The organism is Aquimarina sp. AWH4_224 (assembly GCF_056160245.1).
Window position 1 is genome coordinate 52,927 of sequence record NZ_JBSWWU010000009.1, and the last position, 17,892, is coordinate 70,818.

The 17,892-nt window shown below is 39.1% G+C and carries 18 protein-coding genes; 1 reads left to right on the forward strand and 17 read right to left on the reverse strand.

Going from position 1 to position 17,892, the window contains the following annotated elements:
* Positions 1-6 precede the first annotated feature (6 nt).
* Positions 7-612, forward strand: a complete 606-nt coding sequence (locus tag ACXAGJ_RS17690; protein ID WP_474841556.1) for a methyltransferase domain-containing protein — start codon at positions 7-9, stop codon at positions 610-612.
* 48 nt (positions 613-660) lie between these two features.
* Here the strand turns inward: ACXAGJ_RS17690 and ACXAGJ_RS17695 are convergent, their stop codons facing one another.
* The 17 genes from ACXAGJ_RS17695 to paaE form a co-directional block, all read right to left on the reverse strand.
* The gene (locus ACXAGJ_RS17695) at positions 661-2,739 is read right to left on the reverse strand and encodes an alpha-ketoacid dehydrogenase subunit alpha/beta (RefSeq protein ID WP_474841558.1); all 2,079 of its coding nucleotides are present in this window, start codon (positions 2,737-2,739) and stop codon (positions 661-663) included.
* A gap of 46 nt (positions 2,740-2,785) precedes the next feature.
* Positions 2,786-3,859, reverse strand: coding sequence for a branched-chain amino acid aminotransferase (locus tag ACXAGJ_RS17700; protein ID WP_474841559.1), 1,074 nt, complete (start codon positions 3,857-3,859; stop codon positions 2,786-2,788).
* An 88-nt stretch (positions 3,860-3,947) separates the two neighbouring features.
* Positions 3,948-5,249 (reverse strand): dihydrolipoamide acetyltransferase family protein, encoded by a 1,302-nt coding sequence (locus tag ACXAGJ_RS17705; RefSeq protein ID WP_474841561.1) that lies wholly within the window; start codon positions 5,247-5,249, stop codon positions 3,948-3,950.
* Between the two features lie 43 nt (positions 5,250-5,292).
* Positions 5,293-6,069, reverse strand: coding sequence for a DUF3050 domain-containing protein (locus tag ACXAGJ_RS17710; protein WP_474841562.1), 777 nt, complete (start codon positions 6,067-6,069; stop codon positions 5,293-5,295).
* Positions 6,066-6,665 (reverse strand): acyltransferase, encoded by a 600-nt coding sequence (locus ACXAGJ_RS17715; RefSeq protein WP_474841564.1) that lies wholly within the window; start codon positions 6,663-6,665, stop codon positions 6,066-6,068. Before ACXAGJ_RS17715 ends, ACXAGJ_RS17710 begins: the two co-directional genes overlap by 4 nt.
* A complete protein-coding gene (locus tag ACXAGJ_RS17720; protein ID WP_073318865.1) occupies positions 6,662-7,414 on the reverse strand; it encodes an enoyl-CoA hydratase/isomerase family protein in 753 nt (250 codons plus the stop codon). Before ACXAGJ_RS17720 ends, ACXAGJ_RS17715 begins: the two co-directional genes overlap by 4 nt.
* 18 nt (positions 7,415-7,432) lie before the next feature.
* On the reverse strand, positions 7,433-9,928 hold the full coding sequence (paaZ, locus tag ACXAGJ_RS17725; RefSeq protein WP_474841566.1) for a phenylacetic acid degradation bifunctional protein PaaZ: 2,496 nt from the start codon (positions 9,926-9,928) through the stop codon (positions 7,433-7,435).
* A gap of 3 nt (positions 9,929-9,931) precedes the next feature.
* A complete protein-coding gene (gene pcaF / locus ACXAGJ_RS17730; protein WP_474841568.1) occupies positions 9,932-11,143 on the reverse strand; it encodes a 3-oxoadipyl-CoA thiolase in 1,212 nt (403 codons plus the stop codon).
* 31 nt (positions 11,144-11,174) lie between these two features.
* Positions 11,175-11,723, reverse strand: coding sequence for a hypothetical protein (locus ACXAGJ_RS17735; RefSeq protein WP_474841570.1), 549 nt, complete (start codon positions 11,721-11,723; stop codon positions 11,175-11,177).
* Between the two features lie 11 nt (positions 11,724-11,734).
* Positions 11,735-12,142, reverse strand: coding sequence for a PaaI family thioesterase (locus tag ACXAGJ_RS17740; RefSeq protein WP_170864625.1), 408 nt, complete (start codon positions 12,140-12,142; stop codon positions 11,735-11,737).
* Between the two features lie 4 nt (positions 12,143-12,146).
* Positions 12,147-13,325 (reverse strand): 3-hydroxyacyl-CoA dehydrogenase NAD-binding domain-containing protein, encoded by a 1,179-nt coding sequence (locus ACXAGJ_RS17745; RefSeq protein ID WP_474841572.1) that lies wholly within the window; start codon positions 13,323-13,325, stop codon positions 12,147-12,149.
* Position 13,326: 1 nt separating this feature from the next.
* Positions 13,327-14,106, reverse strand: coding sequence for an enoyl-CoA hydratase-related protein (locus ACXAGJ_RS17750; protein WP_474841574.1), 780 nt, complete (start codon positions 14,104-14,106; stop codon positions 13,327-13,329).
* Positions 14,107-14,115: 9 nt separating this feature from the next.
* Positions 14,116-14,619, reverse strand: coding sequence for a 1,2-phenylacetyl-CoA epoxidase subunit PaaD (gene paaD, locus ACXAGJ_RS17755; protein WP_073318882.1), 504 nt, complete (start codon positions 14,617-14,619; stop codon positions 14,116-14,118).
* 39 nt (positions 14,620-14,658) lie between these two features.
* Positions 14,659-15,414, reverse strand: a complete 756-nt coding sequence (gene paaC, locus ACXAGJ_RS17760) for a 1,2-phenylacetyl-CoA epoxidase subunit PaaC (protein ID WP_474841860.1) — start codon at positions 15,412-15,414, stop codon at positions 14,659-14,661.
* Positions 15,415-15,482: 68 nt separating this feature from the next.
* Positions 15,483-15,767 carry a 1,2-phenylacetyl-CoA epoxidase subunit PaaB gene (gene paaB / locus ACXAGJ_RS17765; RefSeq protein WP_073318888.1) on the reverse strand — a complete coding sequence of 95 codons (285 nt, stop codon included), beginning with the start codon at positions 15,765-15,767 and terminating at the stop codon, positions 15,483-15,485.
* A gap of 10 nt (positions 15,768-15,777) precedes the next feature.
* Positions 15,778-16,734, reverse strand: coding sequence for a 1,2-phenylacetyl-CoA epoxidase subunit PaaA (gene paaA, locus ACXAGJ_RS17770; protein WP_474841577.1), 957 nt, complete (start codon positions 16,732-16,734; stop codon positions 15,778-15,780).
* A 12-nt stretch (positions 16,735-16,746) separates the two neighbouring features.
* The gene (gene paaE, locus ACXAGJ_RS17775) at positions 16,747-17,820 is read right to left on the reverse strand and encodes a 1,2-phenylacetyl-CoA epoxidase subunit PaaE (RefSeq protein WP_474841579.1); all 1,074 of its coding nucleotides are present in this window, start codon (positions 17,818-17,820) and stop codon (positions 16,747-16,749) included.
* Positions 17,821-17,892: the final 72 nt, after the last annotated feature.

Genomic DNA, 17,892 nt, shown 5'->3' on the forward strand with positions numbered 1-17,892 from the left:
GGATCCATGAAAGAACATCAATCTACCGAAAGCCGTTATTGGACAGAACGCTATGCCGAAAACCGGACCGGTTGGGATATTGGATATGTCTCTACGCCCTTAAAAACATATGTTGATCAGCTAACAGACAAAACGATCAAAATACTCATCCCTGGAGCTGGGAATGCTTATGAAGCAGAATATCTGTTTCATAATGGATTTACTAATGTTTTTGTGTTAGACATCTCTCAAACACCTCTTGATGCCTTTGCTCAAAGGGTCCCTCAGTTCCCTAAATCCAATCTGATTCTCGATGATTTTTTTACACTCGAAGGGAAATACGATCTTATTTTGGAACAAACCTTTTTTTGTTCCTTTATCCCTACAGATGATAATAGAATGAGGTATGTAAAACAAATGGCAAACCTTCTAAAACCAGAAGGAAAACTGGTAGGTCTTTGGTTTGATTTCCCATTAACTGGCGATATGGAAAAACGCCCATTTGGAGGCGACAAGGATCTTTATTTATCGTACCTCAACACTCATTTTAAGGCCAAAACATTTGAAAAAAGCTATAACTCGATTCCAGAACGACAAGGAAACGAACTTTTTGGGATTTTTATAAAAAAATAGACCTCCTTGCAGAGGTCTTCTTTCTAATTTTCTTTTTCAAAGGACGGCTTAATACCTTAGTAACTCATCAATTTTTGCCTTCACTTTTTCGGTAGAAGGAATCATGGTTTGTTCTAAAGTACTATTGAGGGGAATAGCCGGCATATTTTCTGAACCTATTGTCATTACTGGTGCATCCAAAGACCTAAAACACTCTTCCTGAATTTTTCCAGCCAAGGCTCTCGCAAAAGAATTATTACTTGGTTCTTCGGTAACCACTAGACATTTTTTAGTTTTTCTCACCGATTCCATAATGGTTTCTTCATCAAGAGGATACAAGGTTCTTAAATCAATAATCTCTACAACATCTTTGATCTCTTTTGTGGCGTTAAGTGCCCAGTGAACCCCCATACCATAGGTCACCACAGTAAGTGTTTCTTGATCATCCTGTGGCCAGATACGCTGTACGATGTTTGCTTTTCCAAAGGGTAATATATAATCTTCAGAAGGTTCTATTGTCCTGGCTGCATCTGTTCCTTTTACCTTAGACCAATACAGCCCTTTATGTTCCAGAATCACTACTGGGTTTGGGTCATGATAAGCGGCTTTCATTAATCCTTTTAAATCTGCTCCATTACTAGGATATGCTATTTTTATACCTCTGATATTGGTAACTACAGATTCTACAGATGAAGAATGATAAGGACCACCACTACCATAAGCTCCAATAGGAACCCGTAAAATCATCGATACAGGCCATTTCCCGTTTGACAAATAACAAGAACGACTCACTTCAGTAAACAATTGATTCAATCCTGGCCAAATGTAATCTGCAAACTGTACTTCTACGATTGGTTTTAATCCAACAGCAGACATCCCTACAGTTGATCCTACGATAAAAGCCTCTTGTATTGGGGTATTGAATACACGTTCATCTCCAAATTTTTGAGCCAGCGTCGCTGCTTCTCTAAACACTCCTCCTAATCGACCTCCTACATCCTGTCCATACAGCAAACATTCTTTATACTCCTTCATCAATTCTTCAACAGCAAATAGAGCACAATCTACCATCACCACTTCTTCTTTGTCTGATGGCGCTCGTTCTCCAAGTTCTTGGGTTGCTGGTGTTGGTGCAAAATCGTGTGTAAACAAATCCTCGGGTTTTGGATCTTCGGCTTTCATTGCTTCCTCAAGATCTTTGGCTACTATATCCTTGGCTTTGTTTTCTATTTCTTGTATTTCTTTCTCTTCAAATCCGTTATCCAACAGCTGGTTACGAAGCACCGGATATGGGTCTCGAGATCTTGCTTCATCAAGATCATCTCGATACCATTCCATACGTACTCCCGAGGTGTGGTGATTTAATAAAGGAACTTTGGCGTGAACCAGTATAGGTCGTCGTTCTTCTCTTATCGTTTGAATCACTTCCTGAATGGCTAAATAGCTTTCAGTAAAATTCGCTCCGTCTATAGATATGGCTTCCAAACCATTAAATCCTCTCGCGTATTCAAAAGCATTTTGTGCCCTTGTCTCCGCTTCGTTTGCCGAAATATCCCAACCATTATCCTGAACCAAATACAAGATCGGAAGCTGTTTTAAGGCTGCCATCTGGAAAGCCTCTGCGATCTCTCCTTCTGTCACTGATGCATCTCCCAAAGAACAAAGCACCAGAGGTGCCTCTTTTATCTCACTCTTGCCGGAATCGTTGTGTGGTATCCCTACAAGTTCTTTATACTGCAACCCTAGCCCAACTCCGGTTGCCGGAATCGCTTGCATACCCGTTGCAGAAGACTGATGTGGTATTTTTGGCTTATCGGCATCTCGTAAACTCGGATGTGAATAATAGGTCCTACCACCCGAAAAAGGATCGTCCTTTTTTGCCAACAGTTGCAACATGAGGTCATAAGGTTTCATCCCGATCCCCAACAACATCGCATCATCTCTATAATATGGAAAAGCAAAATCCTGTGGCAATAATTGCATCGCTACAGCAATTTGTATGGCTTCATGACCACGTGAGGTAGCATGTACATATTTTGAGACTACTTTAAAATTCTCTTCGTATAATTCGGCCATTGATTTTGCCTTGCAAAGTATCATAAAGGCTTCTTGCAATACCTCTTTGGCGATGGTTTTTTCAGCTAACATACTCTTCATTTTTTTAAATACAGATTGCCTATCGGGCATTCATTATTTATCCAACTTTTTCTTCTACATCTACAGGGATAATCCATCCATGTTTATCTTCCTGCTTCTGGGTTTTGATATCATCCAGGGTTGTTTTCATATCCTGGCTCACTGGATTATCTGTAGGTAATGTAATTACCTCATCTTTATAACCAATAGCTTCTACCATGGCAATGGCTACCGCTGTACCTGTTCCAAAAGCTTCTTCCAATTTCCCTTCTTTAGAAAATTGAATCACCTCATCGATAGTGATAGGGCGTTCTTCTACTTCAAAACCTTTGTCTTTTAACAAGGTGATGACACTGTCTCTGGTAATTCCTTTCAGGATAGAACCACTAGTACTTGGCGTTATGAACTTACCAGATACCTTAAAAAAGATATTCATCGTCCCAACTTCCTGAACGTATTTGTGTTCGTTGGCATCTAACCATAATACCTGGTCATATCCTTTTGCTTTTGCTTTTTCTGTTGGTAAAATTGCCGCAGCATAGTTTCCTGCAGCTTTTGCTTCACCTGTTCCTCCATCGGCCGCTCTTATAAACTCAGTTTCGGCATACAGCCGTATTTTCTTTGTAAAAAATGGGCCGGCCGGAGAACAAATCACGATAAACTTATAGCTTGTAGCTGCTCTCATCCCAATAAAAGGCTCATCGGCATACATAAATGGTCTTAGATACAAGGCACTACCATCCTGTGGCGGAATCCAATTGTGCTCTACACCTACAATTTGCTTTACTGCTTCTACAAACAACGTTTCAGGAACAGTGGGCATACCCATACGAACTGCACTATGATTAAAACGTTTCGCATTTTCTTCGGGTCTAAACAAAAGTGGGGTTTTATCCAGCCCAACAGTAGCTTTCATTCCTTCAAAAATAGCTTGCCCATAATGCAAAGCCATAGCAGCTGGATGGGTGGGTATCATCTGCAAAGGTTCGATACGTGGGTTTTGCCAGTTTCCATTTTGGTAATCACAAACAAACATATGATCAGTAAATACGGTTCCCAACGGGATATTATCAAAATCAATATGTTGTAATCCCGAATTCGAAGTTCTTGTAATTTTGATCTGTTGTTCCATTTTTTATTATGTTTTGGGCGCATCCCTTCGGGTCGGGCTATACACGCTACACGGTAGCTTGTTTCTCTCCCTTGCGCATATTTTTTAACTATATTTTTCTATTACTATCAAATGCTTCAAGCTCATCTCCTACCTTACGTAAAAAAGAACCTCCTAAAAATCCATCTACTACTCGATGATCAAAAGACAACGACAAATACATCATGCTTCTAATCGCGATCTCATCACCTTTGTCTGTGGTAATCACCTCTGGTCTTTTCTTAATGATTCCCAATGCCAAAATCGCTACTTCTGGTTGATTGATAATTGGTGTTCCCATCAAGCTTCCAAAAGTTCCTACATTCGAAATGGTAAAAGTACTCCCGCCAATCTCATCGGGTTTCAAGGCATTGTTACGCGCGTTGTTGGCTAAATGATTTACGTTTTTTGCCAATCCTAAAAGATTCTTCTCATCTGCATTTCGTACTACGGGGACAATTAAATTCCCGCTAGGTAACGCAGTAGCCATACCTACATTAATATCATCATGTACCACGATTTTATCTCCATCTACCGATACATTAATCATCGGATACTCCTTAATCGCTTTTGCTACCGCTTCCACAAAAATTGGAGTGTAAGTCAATTTTTCACCATACTTTTCCAGAAACTCATTCTTTACCGCATTCCTCCAATTCACAATATTGGTGACATCTATCTCGATATAACTGGTCACATGAGGAGAAGTATGCTTGGAGTACACCATATGATCGGCGATCATTTTTCGCATACGATCCATCTCTACAATACGATCCTTACCTTCTGTAAATTGTATTGGTGGTGCATTGTAAGACGATTTTGGAGCGGTGGTTTGTGGACGACTTGGTAAAGGATATTTTCTATTTTTAAGATATAGCATCATATCACTTTTGCGAATACGTCCGCCTTCACCAGTTCCTTGTATACTCTGTACCTCTTCTATACTTAGATTTTCCTTTTTGGCAATGCTAATCACCAATGGAGATAAAAATCCATCGTTATCTCCAGTATTTAATGATCTAAACTCACGTTCTGTTTCGGATTTTACTGCTGCAGTTTGAGCTTTGGGTTTTGGAGCCTCAGTTTTGGCAACCTCTTTCTTTTCTGAAGGAGTTTTTACCGTGGCCTCTCCATCTGCATCAATAACAGCGATCACGGTTCCTATTTCTACAACTTCATTAGGTTCAAATCGTATTTCTGAAAGTACTCCATTACACGGTGCCGGCACTTCAGAATCTACTTTATCTGTTGCCACCTCTAGTATGGTTTCATCTTCTTCTACAGGATCTCCAACCTTCTTCAACCAGTTTAAGATCGTCGCTTCTGAAATACTCTCGCCCATTTTGGGCATTTTTAACTCTACTATTGACATTTTGGTTAACTAATGTTCGTTAGTTTAATAATATACAAAATTCTTATGCGGGAACCGCACTACTTTTCAAAGCTTTACGTATCCCTGTCCACAAGGCTATACGTTTCTCCAACGCTTTTTTACTGTACTGTAAGGCCTCGTTCCATTCTTTCTCGTTAGTGCAAAGAACATTCACCATTTCCAGACTTAAAGGGCCATGTTCATCACCATCGAGTTCTATATGACGTTCCAGATAATATACCAGTTGTTTTAATTCTGATTCGGAGCCATTCCCTATACTTTTTACCAATTCGATAAACATATCAGGAATCAGGTCTTCTCTTCCAAAAGTGAATACCGCAGCTATAATATGCGGTTTGTTGGTAGCAATAACCTGAAAGGTAAATTTTACAAAGTCCTTTACTTCATCTATAGTTGCTATTGATTTAAGACTTTCTTCAACCGTTTTACTATCATAAAGATGGTCCAACAACCTATTTATCTGTATAGTATCCGCACCTGCTTCTTGCATTGCGTTTAAGTACATTTCGAAATGACTTACAGACTTTCCGGCTTGATCCACATCACTTTCTTCACCTAATACGATTTCATTCACAAAACGTCTCACCTTAGCGTTTGATGAAGGTATCCAGGGGATACTCGTTGTGGTAAGGTGAAACTGCAAACTTTTCAATAAAGACATAAAATCCCAAACCGCAAACACATGACTCTGCATAAAGACACGAACACCTTCAATATCCTTAATATCCTGATATAGCGGATGCGTTTGCAATTGTAATCGTAGTGGTTCTAGTTCTTTTATGATATGGTTGATGTTCATATTTTACTCTTAAACTCTTCTAAAGTTTTATAAAAAGCTTCTTGTGTTGGTCTTTCTTTAGGAACTTCTCGTAAAGGCGATACTTCTTCCAGAGATTCAAAACAATCTGCAGGAAGTTGTTGATATAATTGAGTGCCCTTAGTTTTCCAGGCAATCATTTCATTGCTCACTTCTTTAATAACTTTTGCTGGATTTCCAACGATCAAGCTACGCTTGGGGAACACCGTTTTTGCCTTTACAAAAGACATAGCTCCTACAATACACTCATCCCCTATCTCTGCATCATCCATGATCACCGTATTCATACCAATCAGACAATTACGCCCTAGATTTGCTCCGTGTATCACTGCTCCATGTCCCACATGAGCACTTTCTTTAAGCACAATGGATTTGCCAGGAAACATATGTACCGTACAATTCTCTTGTACATTTACGCCATCTTCAAGGATAATTTCGCCCCAATCTCCACGAATTGCCGCTCCAGGTCCGATATAGCAGTTTTTTCCGATAATTACATTACCGGTTACTGCTGCCAATGGATGTACAAAACTACTTTCGTGTACTACAGGTATATATCCTTTGAACGCGTATATCATTTAAATCGTTTTAATGTTTCTTTGGTAAAATCACTAAGCACCAATCGCCCGCTGATCACTGCTCTTTCAGCTAAGAGTGTATCCCAATGTTCTGTACCTTGCCAGAATACCTTTTTCATTTCTCTCATTGCTTCAGGATTATAGGTACAAAGATGTTCGGCAAAAGCTTTTACCTCTTGATCCAATGTTTCAACATCTTCAAATACATGGGTAAACAATCCTTTGTCTCTTGCCCATTCTGCACTATAAAAAGTATTGGCGTCTATAGCGATTTGAGACATCGCAGATAATCCTATTTTTCGCTCCACAGCAGGTCCAACTACAAAAGGTCCTATTCCAACATTGAGCTCACTTAGCTTAATCGATGCATATTTGGTAGCCATACAATAATCCGTTGCAGAAGCTACTCCTACTCCTCCTCCAACAGTTTTTCCTTGTACTCTACCAATAATAAACTTCGGGCATTTGCGCATGGCATTAATGACATTGGCAAAACCAGAAAAGAATACTTTTCCTGTCTCTGCATCATTGATATTAATCAGTTCTTTAAAACTGGCCCCAGCACAGAAAGTTCTGTCTTTACCGCTTTTTAGAACTATAACCTTTATCTCATCGTTATTACCGGCATCTGTAATCGTTTGCGCTAGCTTAGCCAGAATATCGCCTGGTAAAGAATTATGTGCAGGGTGGAAAAATTCTATAGTTCCTACTCCGTTTTCAATTTCAATATTTACGTATGGTGCTGTCAATGTTGTATTCTTAAATTTTTATAATATGCCAAATTGTTGGAAGTGGTGGTTCATATGTTTTGTATTCAATAAATCCCACTCGAATTTATTCATCTCTCCAAAAACTGCATTTTTTGTGATTGCCTCAGGGTGCTCTTTGAAATATGCCTCAAACGCATCGTAAGCTTCAATTAGTTTTGCTTTGGCCGTAGCTAAATCTTCATATTTCAAATCCTCCAGTTTCCCAGCTTTCATCAACGGATGCTGATGTTCTCTAGGCATTGGTCTATGATTGTATACCATTTCTTGCACGCGCTCTAGTTTATCCTCTGGAGTGGCGATTTCAAAATCCTGAATTTCTCCAGCACCTATCCTAATCGTATATTCTAAATGTTCGACCATATGCTGCGGAGTCATCATTCCCCATTTGGGTTTCATATCCTCAGTTAGCTTGGCTAAATATCCTTCAATATTTGATCGATCGACTTGTACAAATGGTGTTTTTTTCTGTACCATTGTCAAAATTGTAGCAATAGCTGCCAATTCATCCTCTTGATCAAACACTTCTACAAACCATTTTACAATACCACTTGGCAATTCTTTACCTCTATGATCTCTATCTATTTTTTGTTTACATGTTAATCGTACATACACCGTATCATTATGATAGATCGGGCGTAAGAAACGACATTCCTCCAAACCATAATTAGCGGCAACCGGTCCTTTATTTGGATATACAAATAATCCAGCTGCTGCAGCCAGAATGAAATATCCATGAGCCGTTCTTTTCTCGAAAATACTTCCGTCTAAAGAGGTAATATCGGTATGCGCATAAAAATGATCCCAGGTAAGATTTGCAAAGTTGATAATATCGGTATCAGTAACTGTTCTTTTGTGAGTTTTGAGCGACATCCCTGGCTCAATATCTTCCCAGTGATACGCAAATGGATGCTTATCTGCAGCTTTGTATTTTGAATTTGCCTGATAGATTCCTGTAACCTCGGTTAAAGTTGTTGGTGTTCCTTGTATGGCACATCGTTGCATATAATGCTTAATACCTCTCATACCACCCATTTCTTCTCCTCCTCCTGCTCTACCAGGACCGCCATGAGTAAGCATCGGTAACGGAGAACCATGCCCAGTACTTTGTCTGGCGTTTTCTCGATTCCCTACCAAAATGCGTCCGTGGTGAGAAGCTGCTCCTACCACAAATTCTTTGGCGATTTTGTCATCATAAGTAAAAATCGAAGACACTAATGATCCTTTACCCATATGTGTTAATGAAATAGCATCATCTAATGTATCATATGGCATAATTGTAGATACCGGACCAAAGGCTTCTATCCTATGTGCTTCTGTATTTTGAAAAGGGTTATCCTCTCTTAACAAGATTGGAGATACAAACGCACCTTTTTCAGCATCAGCTCCAACCGTTTCAATTTTATCCAGATCTCCATAAACGAGCTGTGCTGTTTTGGCGATTTCTGACACGTTATTTCTAAAACTCTCTACTTGCTGTTTGCTTGCTAGAGCTCCCATACGGACTTCTTTCAACCTTGGATCACCGATAGTGACTTTATCCAATTGTTTTCCCAAAGCAATCTGCACATCTTCCACTAGATTTTTAGGAACAATGATCCTACGAATTGCAGTACATTTTTGTCCGGACTTAACCGTCATTTCCTTTCTCACCTCTTTAATAAATAAATCAAATTCTGGTGTTCCCGGAACTGCATCCTGCCCTAATACTGAAGCATTCAAAGAATCTGCTTCCATAGTAAAAGGAACAGACTCTTCTATTAATCTTGGATGTGCTTTTAAAATTCTACCTGTATGTGCAGAACCGGTAAAGGTTACTACATCTTGAGATTGTACGGTATCCAGAATGTTTTTGGTCATTCCACTCAATAACTGTAGCGCTCCTTCTGGTAATATCCCAGAATCTACAATAACACGTACTACCGCTTCGGTCAAATAAGCGGTTTGCGGAGCAGGTAATACAACCGCTGGCACTCCTGCCATCCAGTTGACAGCACATTTTTCCAACATTCCCCATATAGGAAAATTAAATGCATTGATGTGTACAGCCACCCCTCTTTTGGGTACCAAGATGTGATGCGCCATAAATCTCCCTCCTCTGGAAAGATCTATAGGATCTCCCTCTACATGATAGGGCTGATTTGGAAAAAGCTTACGTAATGAAGCATTCGCAAATAAGTTTCCAAAACCTCCTTCTATATCAATCCAGCTATCAACTCGTGTAGCTCCGGTACGGTAACTTAATTCATAAAATTGTTCTTTCCTTTTGGTCAGGTATAAGGCCAATTTCTTGAGCATATTCCCTCGTTGTTGAAAGGTCATTTTTCTCAACACCTCTCCACCTTTGGTTCTACCATATTGTAAAACTTCCGGGATATCCAGACCTTCGGTAGTAGAACGACCAATTACCTCTCCAGTAACAGCATCACGCATTACTAGTCCATCTCCAGAACCTGTAACCCATTTACCGTTGATATAACTTTCTAATATTTGCATAGATTAGAGATTTGTATTTTCGATTACACAAGCATATCCTTGTCCCACTCCAACACACATGGTGATCAAAGCATAACGTTTCTTTTGTTCCTGTAGTTCTAAAGCCGCAGAATAGGCTATTCTGGCTCCTGTAACACCTAGTGGGTGTCCTATGGCAATCGATCCTCCATTTGGATTTATTCTTGGGTCATCGTCTGCTAATCCCCATTCACGTATACATGCTAATGCCTGGGACGCAAATGCTTCGTTAAGCTCGATAACATCAATATCATCCATAGTAATTCCAGCCTTTTCTAATGCTTTATTAGAAGCCTGCACCGGACCAATCCCCATTATTCTTGGTTCAACACCTACTACTGCAGAGCTTACTATTCTTGCTAGGGGAGTAAGGTTATATTTCTTTATAGCATCTTCTGAAGCTACAATAGTTGCAGCAGCACCATCATTTAATCCCGAAGAGTTTCCCGCAGTCACACTTCCATCTTTTTTAAAGGCAGGTCGTAATTTTGCCAATACTTCTTTGCTTGTACTTGGCTTTATAAATTCATCATTTGCAAATACAATTGGATCTTTTTTGCGTTGCGGAATTTCTACCACAGTAATTTCTTTGGCCAGCCTTCCGGACTCCTGAGCTTTGGTTGCTTTCATCTGACTCCAATAGGCAAATGCATCTTGATCTTCTCTTGAGATATTATATTTTTCTACCAGATTCTCTGCTGTATTACCCATTCCATCGGTACCGTAGAGATCATGCATTTTTTGATTGACAAAGCGCCATCCAAAACTTGAGTCATACATTTTAGAATCATTACCAAATGCCGAAGAAGGTTTAGCAATAACATATGGACCACGAGTCATATTTTCTACTCCACCGGAGATGAAAAGGTCTCCGTCTCCTGCTTTTATAGCACGATTGGCATGAATAATAGCTGATAGTCCCGAGCTACACAATCTATTTACTGTTTCTCCTGGAACCGTAAATGGAAGTCCAGCTAGTAACAATGCCATACGAGCTACATTACGATTATCTTCTCCTGCTTGGTTTGCACAACCCATAATCACATCATCGTAAGCTTCTTTGGGTATATTCGGATATTTTTCTACCAGTTTTTCTATTACCAGTGCTCCTAAATCGTCAGTTCTAACTGCCGATAATGTTCCTTTGTAGTTTCCTATAGGGGTTCGGATTCCATCAATAATATATGCTTCTTTCATTAGCGTATGAATGTGGTGTTTTCGTATCTTTTTATTGTTCTAATTTTGCCGACAATACTGATTTTTCTATCAGTGGTACATATTTCCCTTCTTCATCAGCTGGGAAAAAGGAAGAAATCATCATCGTTTTTTCTCCTGCAGGAACTGCATGCATCATCATTATCATTTTATCACCTGCGTCATCAAGTGTCATGGATTTTTGAACCAGTACTTTCTTTCCTTCCAACTCTACTTCTTCAATTCCCAAAGAGGTCATCCCATTTTGATTTTCTGGTTCCTCTTCTAATCGTTTCTTTAAAAGGTCATATGGTTGTGGCGCTACCATCTTCATAATACCTGCAGACATATCTTCGGTCACCCGATTTGTTCCATTATCGATCACAAATACGGTTTCATCAACCTCCATCTCAATATTTGCATTGAAAATATTATTCAACGCAGCCTTTTTCTCATCCTCTGGAGAAGTATGTGTTGTAGATTCTGTATCTACGTTAGGTAAAGATTCTTTTTCAGCAGTCTTATTTTTGCCGCAAGAAATGACAGCAATTAAAACAAGTACAAATAATGTTTTTTTGATCATAGTTCGCGTTGTTATTCCCAATCTTTATTGGTTCGATATACTACTCCTTTGAAAAGTGCCACGATTTGGTCGCCTCTCTTAACCTCAACAATATTAAACCCCACTTTTGTTTTGGAAATATCTACTGTTGCTTGAGCAGTAAGGTAATCCCCTTCTTCCAAAGCTTCGATATGATTTATCGAAGTTTCGATAGAAACGGCATATTTACCATGTGTGTTTGCCGAAAATCCAAAAGCCGTATCCGCCAAACTATACGAAATACCTCCATGAGCTTTACCCATACTGTTCAGCATTTCCTTTCTAACCGTCATTCCTACTGTACAGCATCCTTTTTTCACATCCAGTACCTCTATCCCAAGCCATTGACTAAAAGGGTCTAAAGAGAGCATCTTATGTGGAATCGTTTCTGCCTGTATCATACTATTATTCGTTTACCGTTTGGGCGGTATTAAAAAACGTCTGGTTTGATCTTTTCATTTTTCTAAGCATTGGACTACATCGGTATCGATCTTCGCGATATTCATCATATAATGCATCCAACGTATCCACGCACCAATCCATTCCTTTTTCATCGGCCCAACTCAATAATCCTTTAGGATAATTTACTCCTTTGGTCATAGCGTTATCGATATCTTCAGCAGAAGCTATGTTCCAAAACAGCGCATCTGCTGCTTCGTTAATCAGCATCACTAATACTCTGTCGAAAATATATTTAGCTAACTTTTCATCTTTACTTGGTGAGGGAGCAGTACTTCCCTCTCCATACTCATAGTATCCTTTTCCAGATTTTCTTCCTAAATATCCAGCCTCGGATAATCTTTTCTGTGTAAATGCAGGTTTATATCTTGGATCGTAATAGAACGCCTTAAAAACAGTTTCTGTAACTGTATAATTTACGTCATTCCCGATAAAATCCATCAGTTCGAAAGGTCCCATTCTAAACCCCCCCAATGTTTTGAGACTCCAATCTATAGTTGCTACATCTGCAATTCCTTCTTCTAAAATGCGAAGTGATTCTCCATAAAAAGGTCGCGCCACTCGATTGACGATAAAACCGGGAGTATCCTTGGCTATTGCCACCACTTTTTTCCAATCTTTAATGGTACTCACTACTTTTTCCGTCACCTCTTGCGAAGTTTGCACCGCTGGAATCACCTCTACCAGTTTCATCAAAGGTGCTGGATTAAAAAAGTGAATTCCTATACATCGTTCTGGCTTTTCTAAAGAAGATGCAATTGATGCGATTGATAATGAGGATGTATTGGAAGCTATAATCGTATGTTCTGAAACATAACTTTCTAGCTCTGCAAACACCTTTTTCTTAATCTCTAGGTTTTCTATAATCGCTTCTATAGTCAAATCTGCATCCTTTAGGTCTTTTAGGTCAGCAACATGAACTATATTTTCCTGGATACGATTCTTTTCTGAAGTATCAATTCTTCCTTTTTCTACCAAGCGAGAAAGAATTTTCTCTAAGGCACTTTTACTTTTCTCTAGTGCCTGCTCATTGGTATCAAACACTTTTACCTTGCAACCTGCCGTAGCGGCCACTTGTGCAATACCACTACCCATTGTTCCGGATCCTATAACGCCTAAAATCATATTATTTTCCTTTAAAAACAGGTTTTCTTTTTTCTATAAACGCGTTTACTCCTTCTCGGTAGTCTTCGCTTTCTGCAGATTCAATTTGTAAAACCGATTCCATATCTAATTGCTCCTGTAGCGAATTAGTCATGGATTGATTGAGTAGTCTTTTGGTTAATCCCAATGCTTTAGTAGGCATTTGAGCTAAATGAAGAGCTAATTTATGCACTTCCTCTTCAAAAGAATCTATCTCAAAAACTTTGTAGAGCATCCCTAGTTGCTCTGCCTCTTTGGCTCCCACTTTATCTCCTAACATCATTAAGGCCGAAGCTTTTTGAAAACCTATCAATCTTGGCAAGAAAAATGTCCCGGCACTATCCGGAATTAGTCCGATTTTGCTAAACGCCTGGATAAAACTTGCTTTTTCTGTAGCCACCACGATATCACAAGCCAAAGCGATATTGGCTCCAGCACCAGCTGCTACACCATTTACTGCGGCAAGAATAGGTTTCTCTATGCTTCGGATTCGTTCTACTATTGGATTATAATGCTCTTCAAGTATTTTTTTGAACCCAGGGTTCAATTCTGGAGAGGTGACCTCATTCAAATCCTGACCCGCACAAAATGCTTTTCCGTTACCCGTAAGTACAATTGCTCTTACCTCATCATTGGTATTACAATGATCTAAAGTTTCTTGTAACAACAAAGCCATTTCACGATTAAAACTATTAAAAGTTTCTGGTCTATTTAAGGTTATCCTGGCAACACCGTTTTCTATTTCTATTTGTATTGAAGGCATTATTCTATTTTATTTTAAACATTTGAAGTAATCAAAGGGTTCTAAGCAATCCTGGCATTGAAACAATGCTTTACAAGCCGTAGACCCAAACTGACTTACTAATTTTGTATTATGCGAACCGCAATTGGTACACTTAACGATTTTCTTATTTCCTAATAGTGCTTCTTTATCTGCATGCTCTGCAAGAGGAGCTGCAATACCATAATCCTCCAAAGCTTTTCTTCCTTTTGGAGTGATCCAATCGGTAGTCCAAGCAGGAGTTAATACTAATGATACTTCGGCTTTGATATTCTCATTTTCGAAGGCCTTGATGATATCGTCTCCCATCACATCCATTGCCGGACAGCCACTGTAGGTAGGTGTAATTTTTACCTGCACCACATCATCAACTTTTTGTGCATAACGCACCACACCCATGTCCATAATGGATAGTACAGGAATTTCGGGATCGTGAACCTTTTCGAGAACCGAAATTAAAGAGGGGTCGATATGTTGATCCAGATCAATGGTCATTGTTTTGATTTCTGAAAGCAGATCAAATTGATGATTCGCTTACCACTTCATATCAGGATATGCCCTTTGCATATATTGTAAATCGGCCAACAGATATCCCATGTGTTCGCTATGGATACCTTGTTTGCCTCCTTTTTGAAACCATTTTATTTCAGGAATTGCAAGAGTAGCTTCGGATAAAATAGCACTAACCTTTTGATGGTATAATGCTTTAAAACTAGCAACATCTACTCCTACTCCCGCTTCAAAAGTTATACGATCATCTTCAGTCATGTGAAATAGCTCGTCCGTAAACTTCCATAAATCATTTACAGCCTCCTGTACTTTATCATGGCTTTCTTGAGTACCATCTCCTAATCGTTTCATCCAATCTGAAGAAAAGCGTTGATGATAACTCACTTCCTTAATTCCTTTTTTGGCAATTGCAGCCAACATTTCATCTTTACTATTTTGTAGATTTTGCAATAGCAACAAATGAAACATATCAAACAAGAACTGTCTGGTGATTACATAACCAAAATGTCTATTGGGTTGTTCTACCAACAATACATTTTTGTATTGTCTTTCTGTTCTTAAAAACGCAATATCATCTTCAGTCTTTCCTTCTCCAGATAATTGTGCTACGTATTGATAATAGCTACGTGTTTGCCCTAGAAGATCCAATGCCATATTTGTGATCGCAATATCCGTTTCAAGACTTGGTCCATGTCCGCACAATTCTGATAATCTTTGCCCAAGAATAAGGGCATTATCAGCAATACCGTATATATATTGTACTAAATTTTCGTTTTTCATCATTCAAAGTTTGCTTTAATAGCGCAGATATTATCCTAGGTAACTCCCAGGATAATGAGCTTTGCAAATCACATATGTTTTACCTCATCAGGTAAGGTATAAAAAGTAGGGTGTCTGTATACTTTATCCTGAGCAGGTTCAAAAAGCTCCCCATTATTTTCAGGATTAGAGGCAGTAATATGCTTTGACTCTACTACCCATATACTCACTCCTTCATTTCTTCGGGTATATACATCACGTGCGTTTTCTAATGCCATTTCTGCATCTGCAGCGTGGAGACTTCCAAAATGACGGTGTTCGAGACCATTCTTACTTCTCACAAACACTTCCCAAAGTGGCCAATTTTTTTTCATCACTTATATTTTAAATTGCCTTTTTAAGCTTTTTATCTTCTTGTTTTTCGGCATATGCCATTGCTGCATCTCTTACCCATTCTCCATTCTCCCAGGCATTTACTCTTGCCGACATTCTTTCTTGATTACAAGGCCCATGTCCTTTTACTACTTGCCAGAACTCGTCCCAATCGATCGCTCCAAAATCGTAACTTCCCCTTTCTTCATTCCACTTTAGGTCCGAATCCGGGATAGTTAACCCGATGAGCTCGGCTTGAGGAACAGTTTGATCCACAAACTGCTGACGCAGTTCATCATTAGTTTTACGCTTCAATTTCCATTTCATGGATTGTTCAGTATGCACAGATTCCGCATCGGTAGGACCGAACATCATCAAAGATGGCCACCACCATCTATTTAATGCATCCTGAGCCATTGCTTTTTGCTCTTTGCTTCCTTTGGCCAGATTCATCATAATTTCAAAACCTTGCCTTTGGTGAAAACTCTCCTCTTTACATACTCTGATCATTGCTCTTGCGTAAGGACCATAAGAGGTATTACACAATGGTACCTGATTAATGATTGCAGCACCATCAACCAACCATCCAATAGCACCTATATCTGCCCAGGTAACAGTAGGGTAATTAAATATACTTGAATACTTTGCCTTGCCAGTATGTAACTGCTCATACAATTCATCTCTAGAAATCCCAAGTGTTTCGCAAGCACTGTACAAATACAATCCATGCCCTGCTTCATCCTGAACTTTTGCCAACAATGCCACTTTTCTTCGTAATGAAGGTGCTCTTGTAATCCAGTTCCCTTCGGGCAACATCCCAACAATTTCGGAATGTGCGTGTTGAGAAATCTGACGAATATGAGTTTGCCTGTATTTTTCAGGCATCCAATCTTTTGGCTCTATCTTTTCATCTCTAGCAATTCTGTCTTCGAATAGCCTTTCCAGATTTTTAACTTCTTTTTCACTCATAGCTTTGCGTTTTTAAACATCAAAATTAACTACTACTTTTTCTGTAGTTGGTACTGCTTGACAAGACAACACCAAGCCTTTGGCCACTTCGTCTTTCTCAAGCGCATAGTTGATTTTCATTTCAACAGCACCCTCAACAACTTCACATTTACAGGTACTACATACTCCTCCCTTGCAGGCATAAGGTAAATCTGCTCCTGCCGCCAAGGCTCCGTCTAAAATATTATCATAATCATCATCCATGGCAAAATGAAATTCTTTACCCCCGTCAATGATTGTTACTTCTGTTCCTTCGTATTTATGCTCTGCAACCTCTGCAGCACGTTTCTTATCTTCTTCGGTAGCTCCGGAAAAGAAGAGTTCATAATGAATCTTATCTTTGGCCAAACCTGCTTTTTCCAACTCATCCCGAATCAGAAAGATCATTTCTTCAGGACCACAAATAAAACATTCATCCACATCAGCAACATCAAATACCTTTGAAGTAAGCTCTTCTATCTTTTCTGAAGTAAACCTACCATTAAGCAGAGGGATATCTCTTTGTTCTTTGGTCAAGAAATAAAATATCTCGAATCTCCCGAAATAGGTATTTCTAAGTGCTTCTATCTCTTCTTTAAAGATAATTGATTTTGCGTTTCGATTCAAATAAAACAGCTTGAAAGTACTGTTAGGTTCTGATGCCAAATGTGTTTTGATTATGGATAGAATTGGAGTAATACCACTACCAGCAGCAAAAACCACGTAGTTCTTTGCTTTGGTCGTATCAACATCCACAAAAAAGCTCCCCGAAGGCTTCATGATATCTAACACATCACCAACTTTCAGTATATCGTTGGCGTAGTTAGAAAAAAGGCCTCCATGTATTCTTTTTACTGCTACCTGCCATTTGTCTTCAAGAGGACTGGAACAAAGCGAATACGAACGCCTTACTTCATTACCGTCAATCATTGTTCTTAAGGTCAAGTATTGACCTTGCGTATACGAGAATGTCTCTTTTAAATCTTGAGGAACATCAAAGGTGATAGCTGTACAATCCTTAGTTTCTCTAACTACTTCAGAAACTGATATGGGATAAAAATCTGTCATAAGCTTGTTTAACTATAACGTTATAGCTACACAAAACTAACAATTGTTAGTTTTATACACAAATAAATGTAT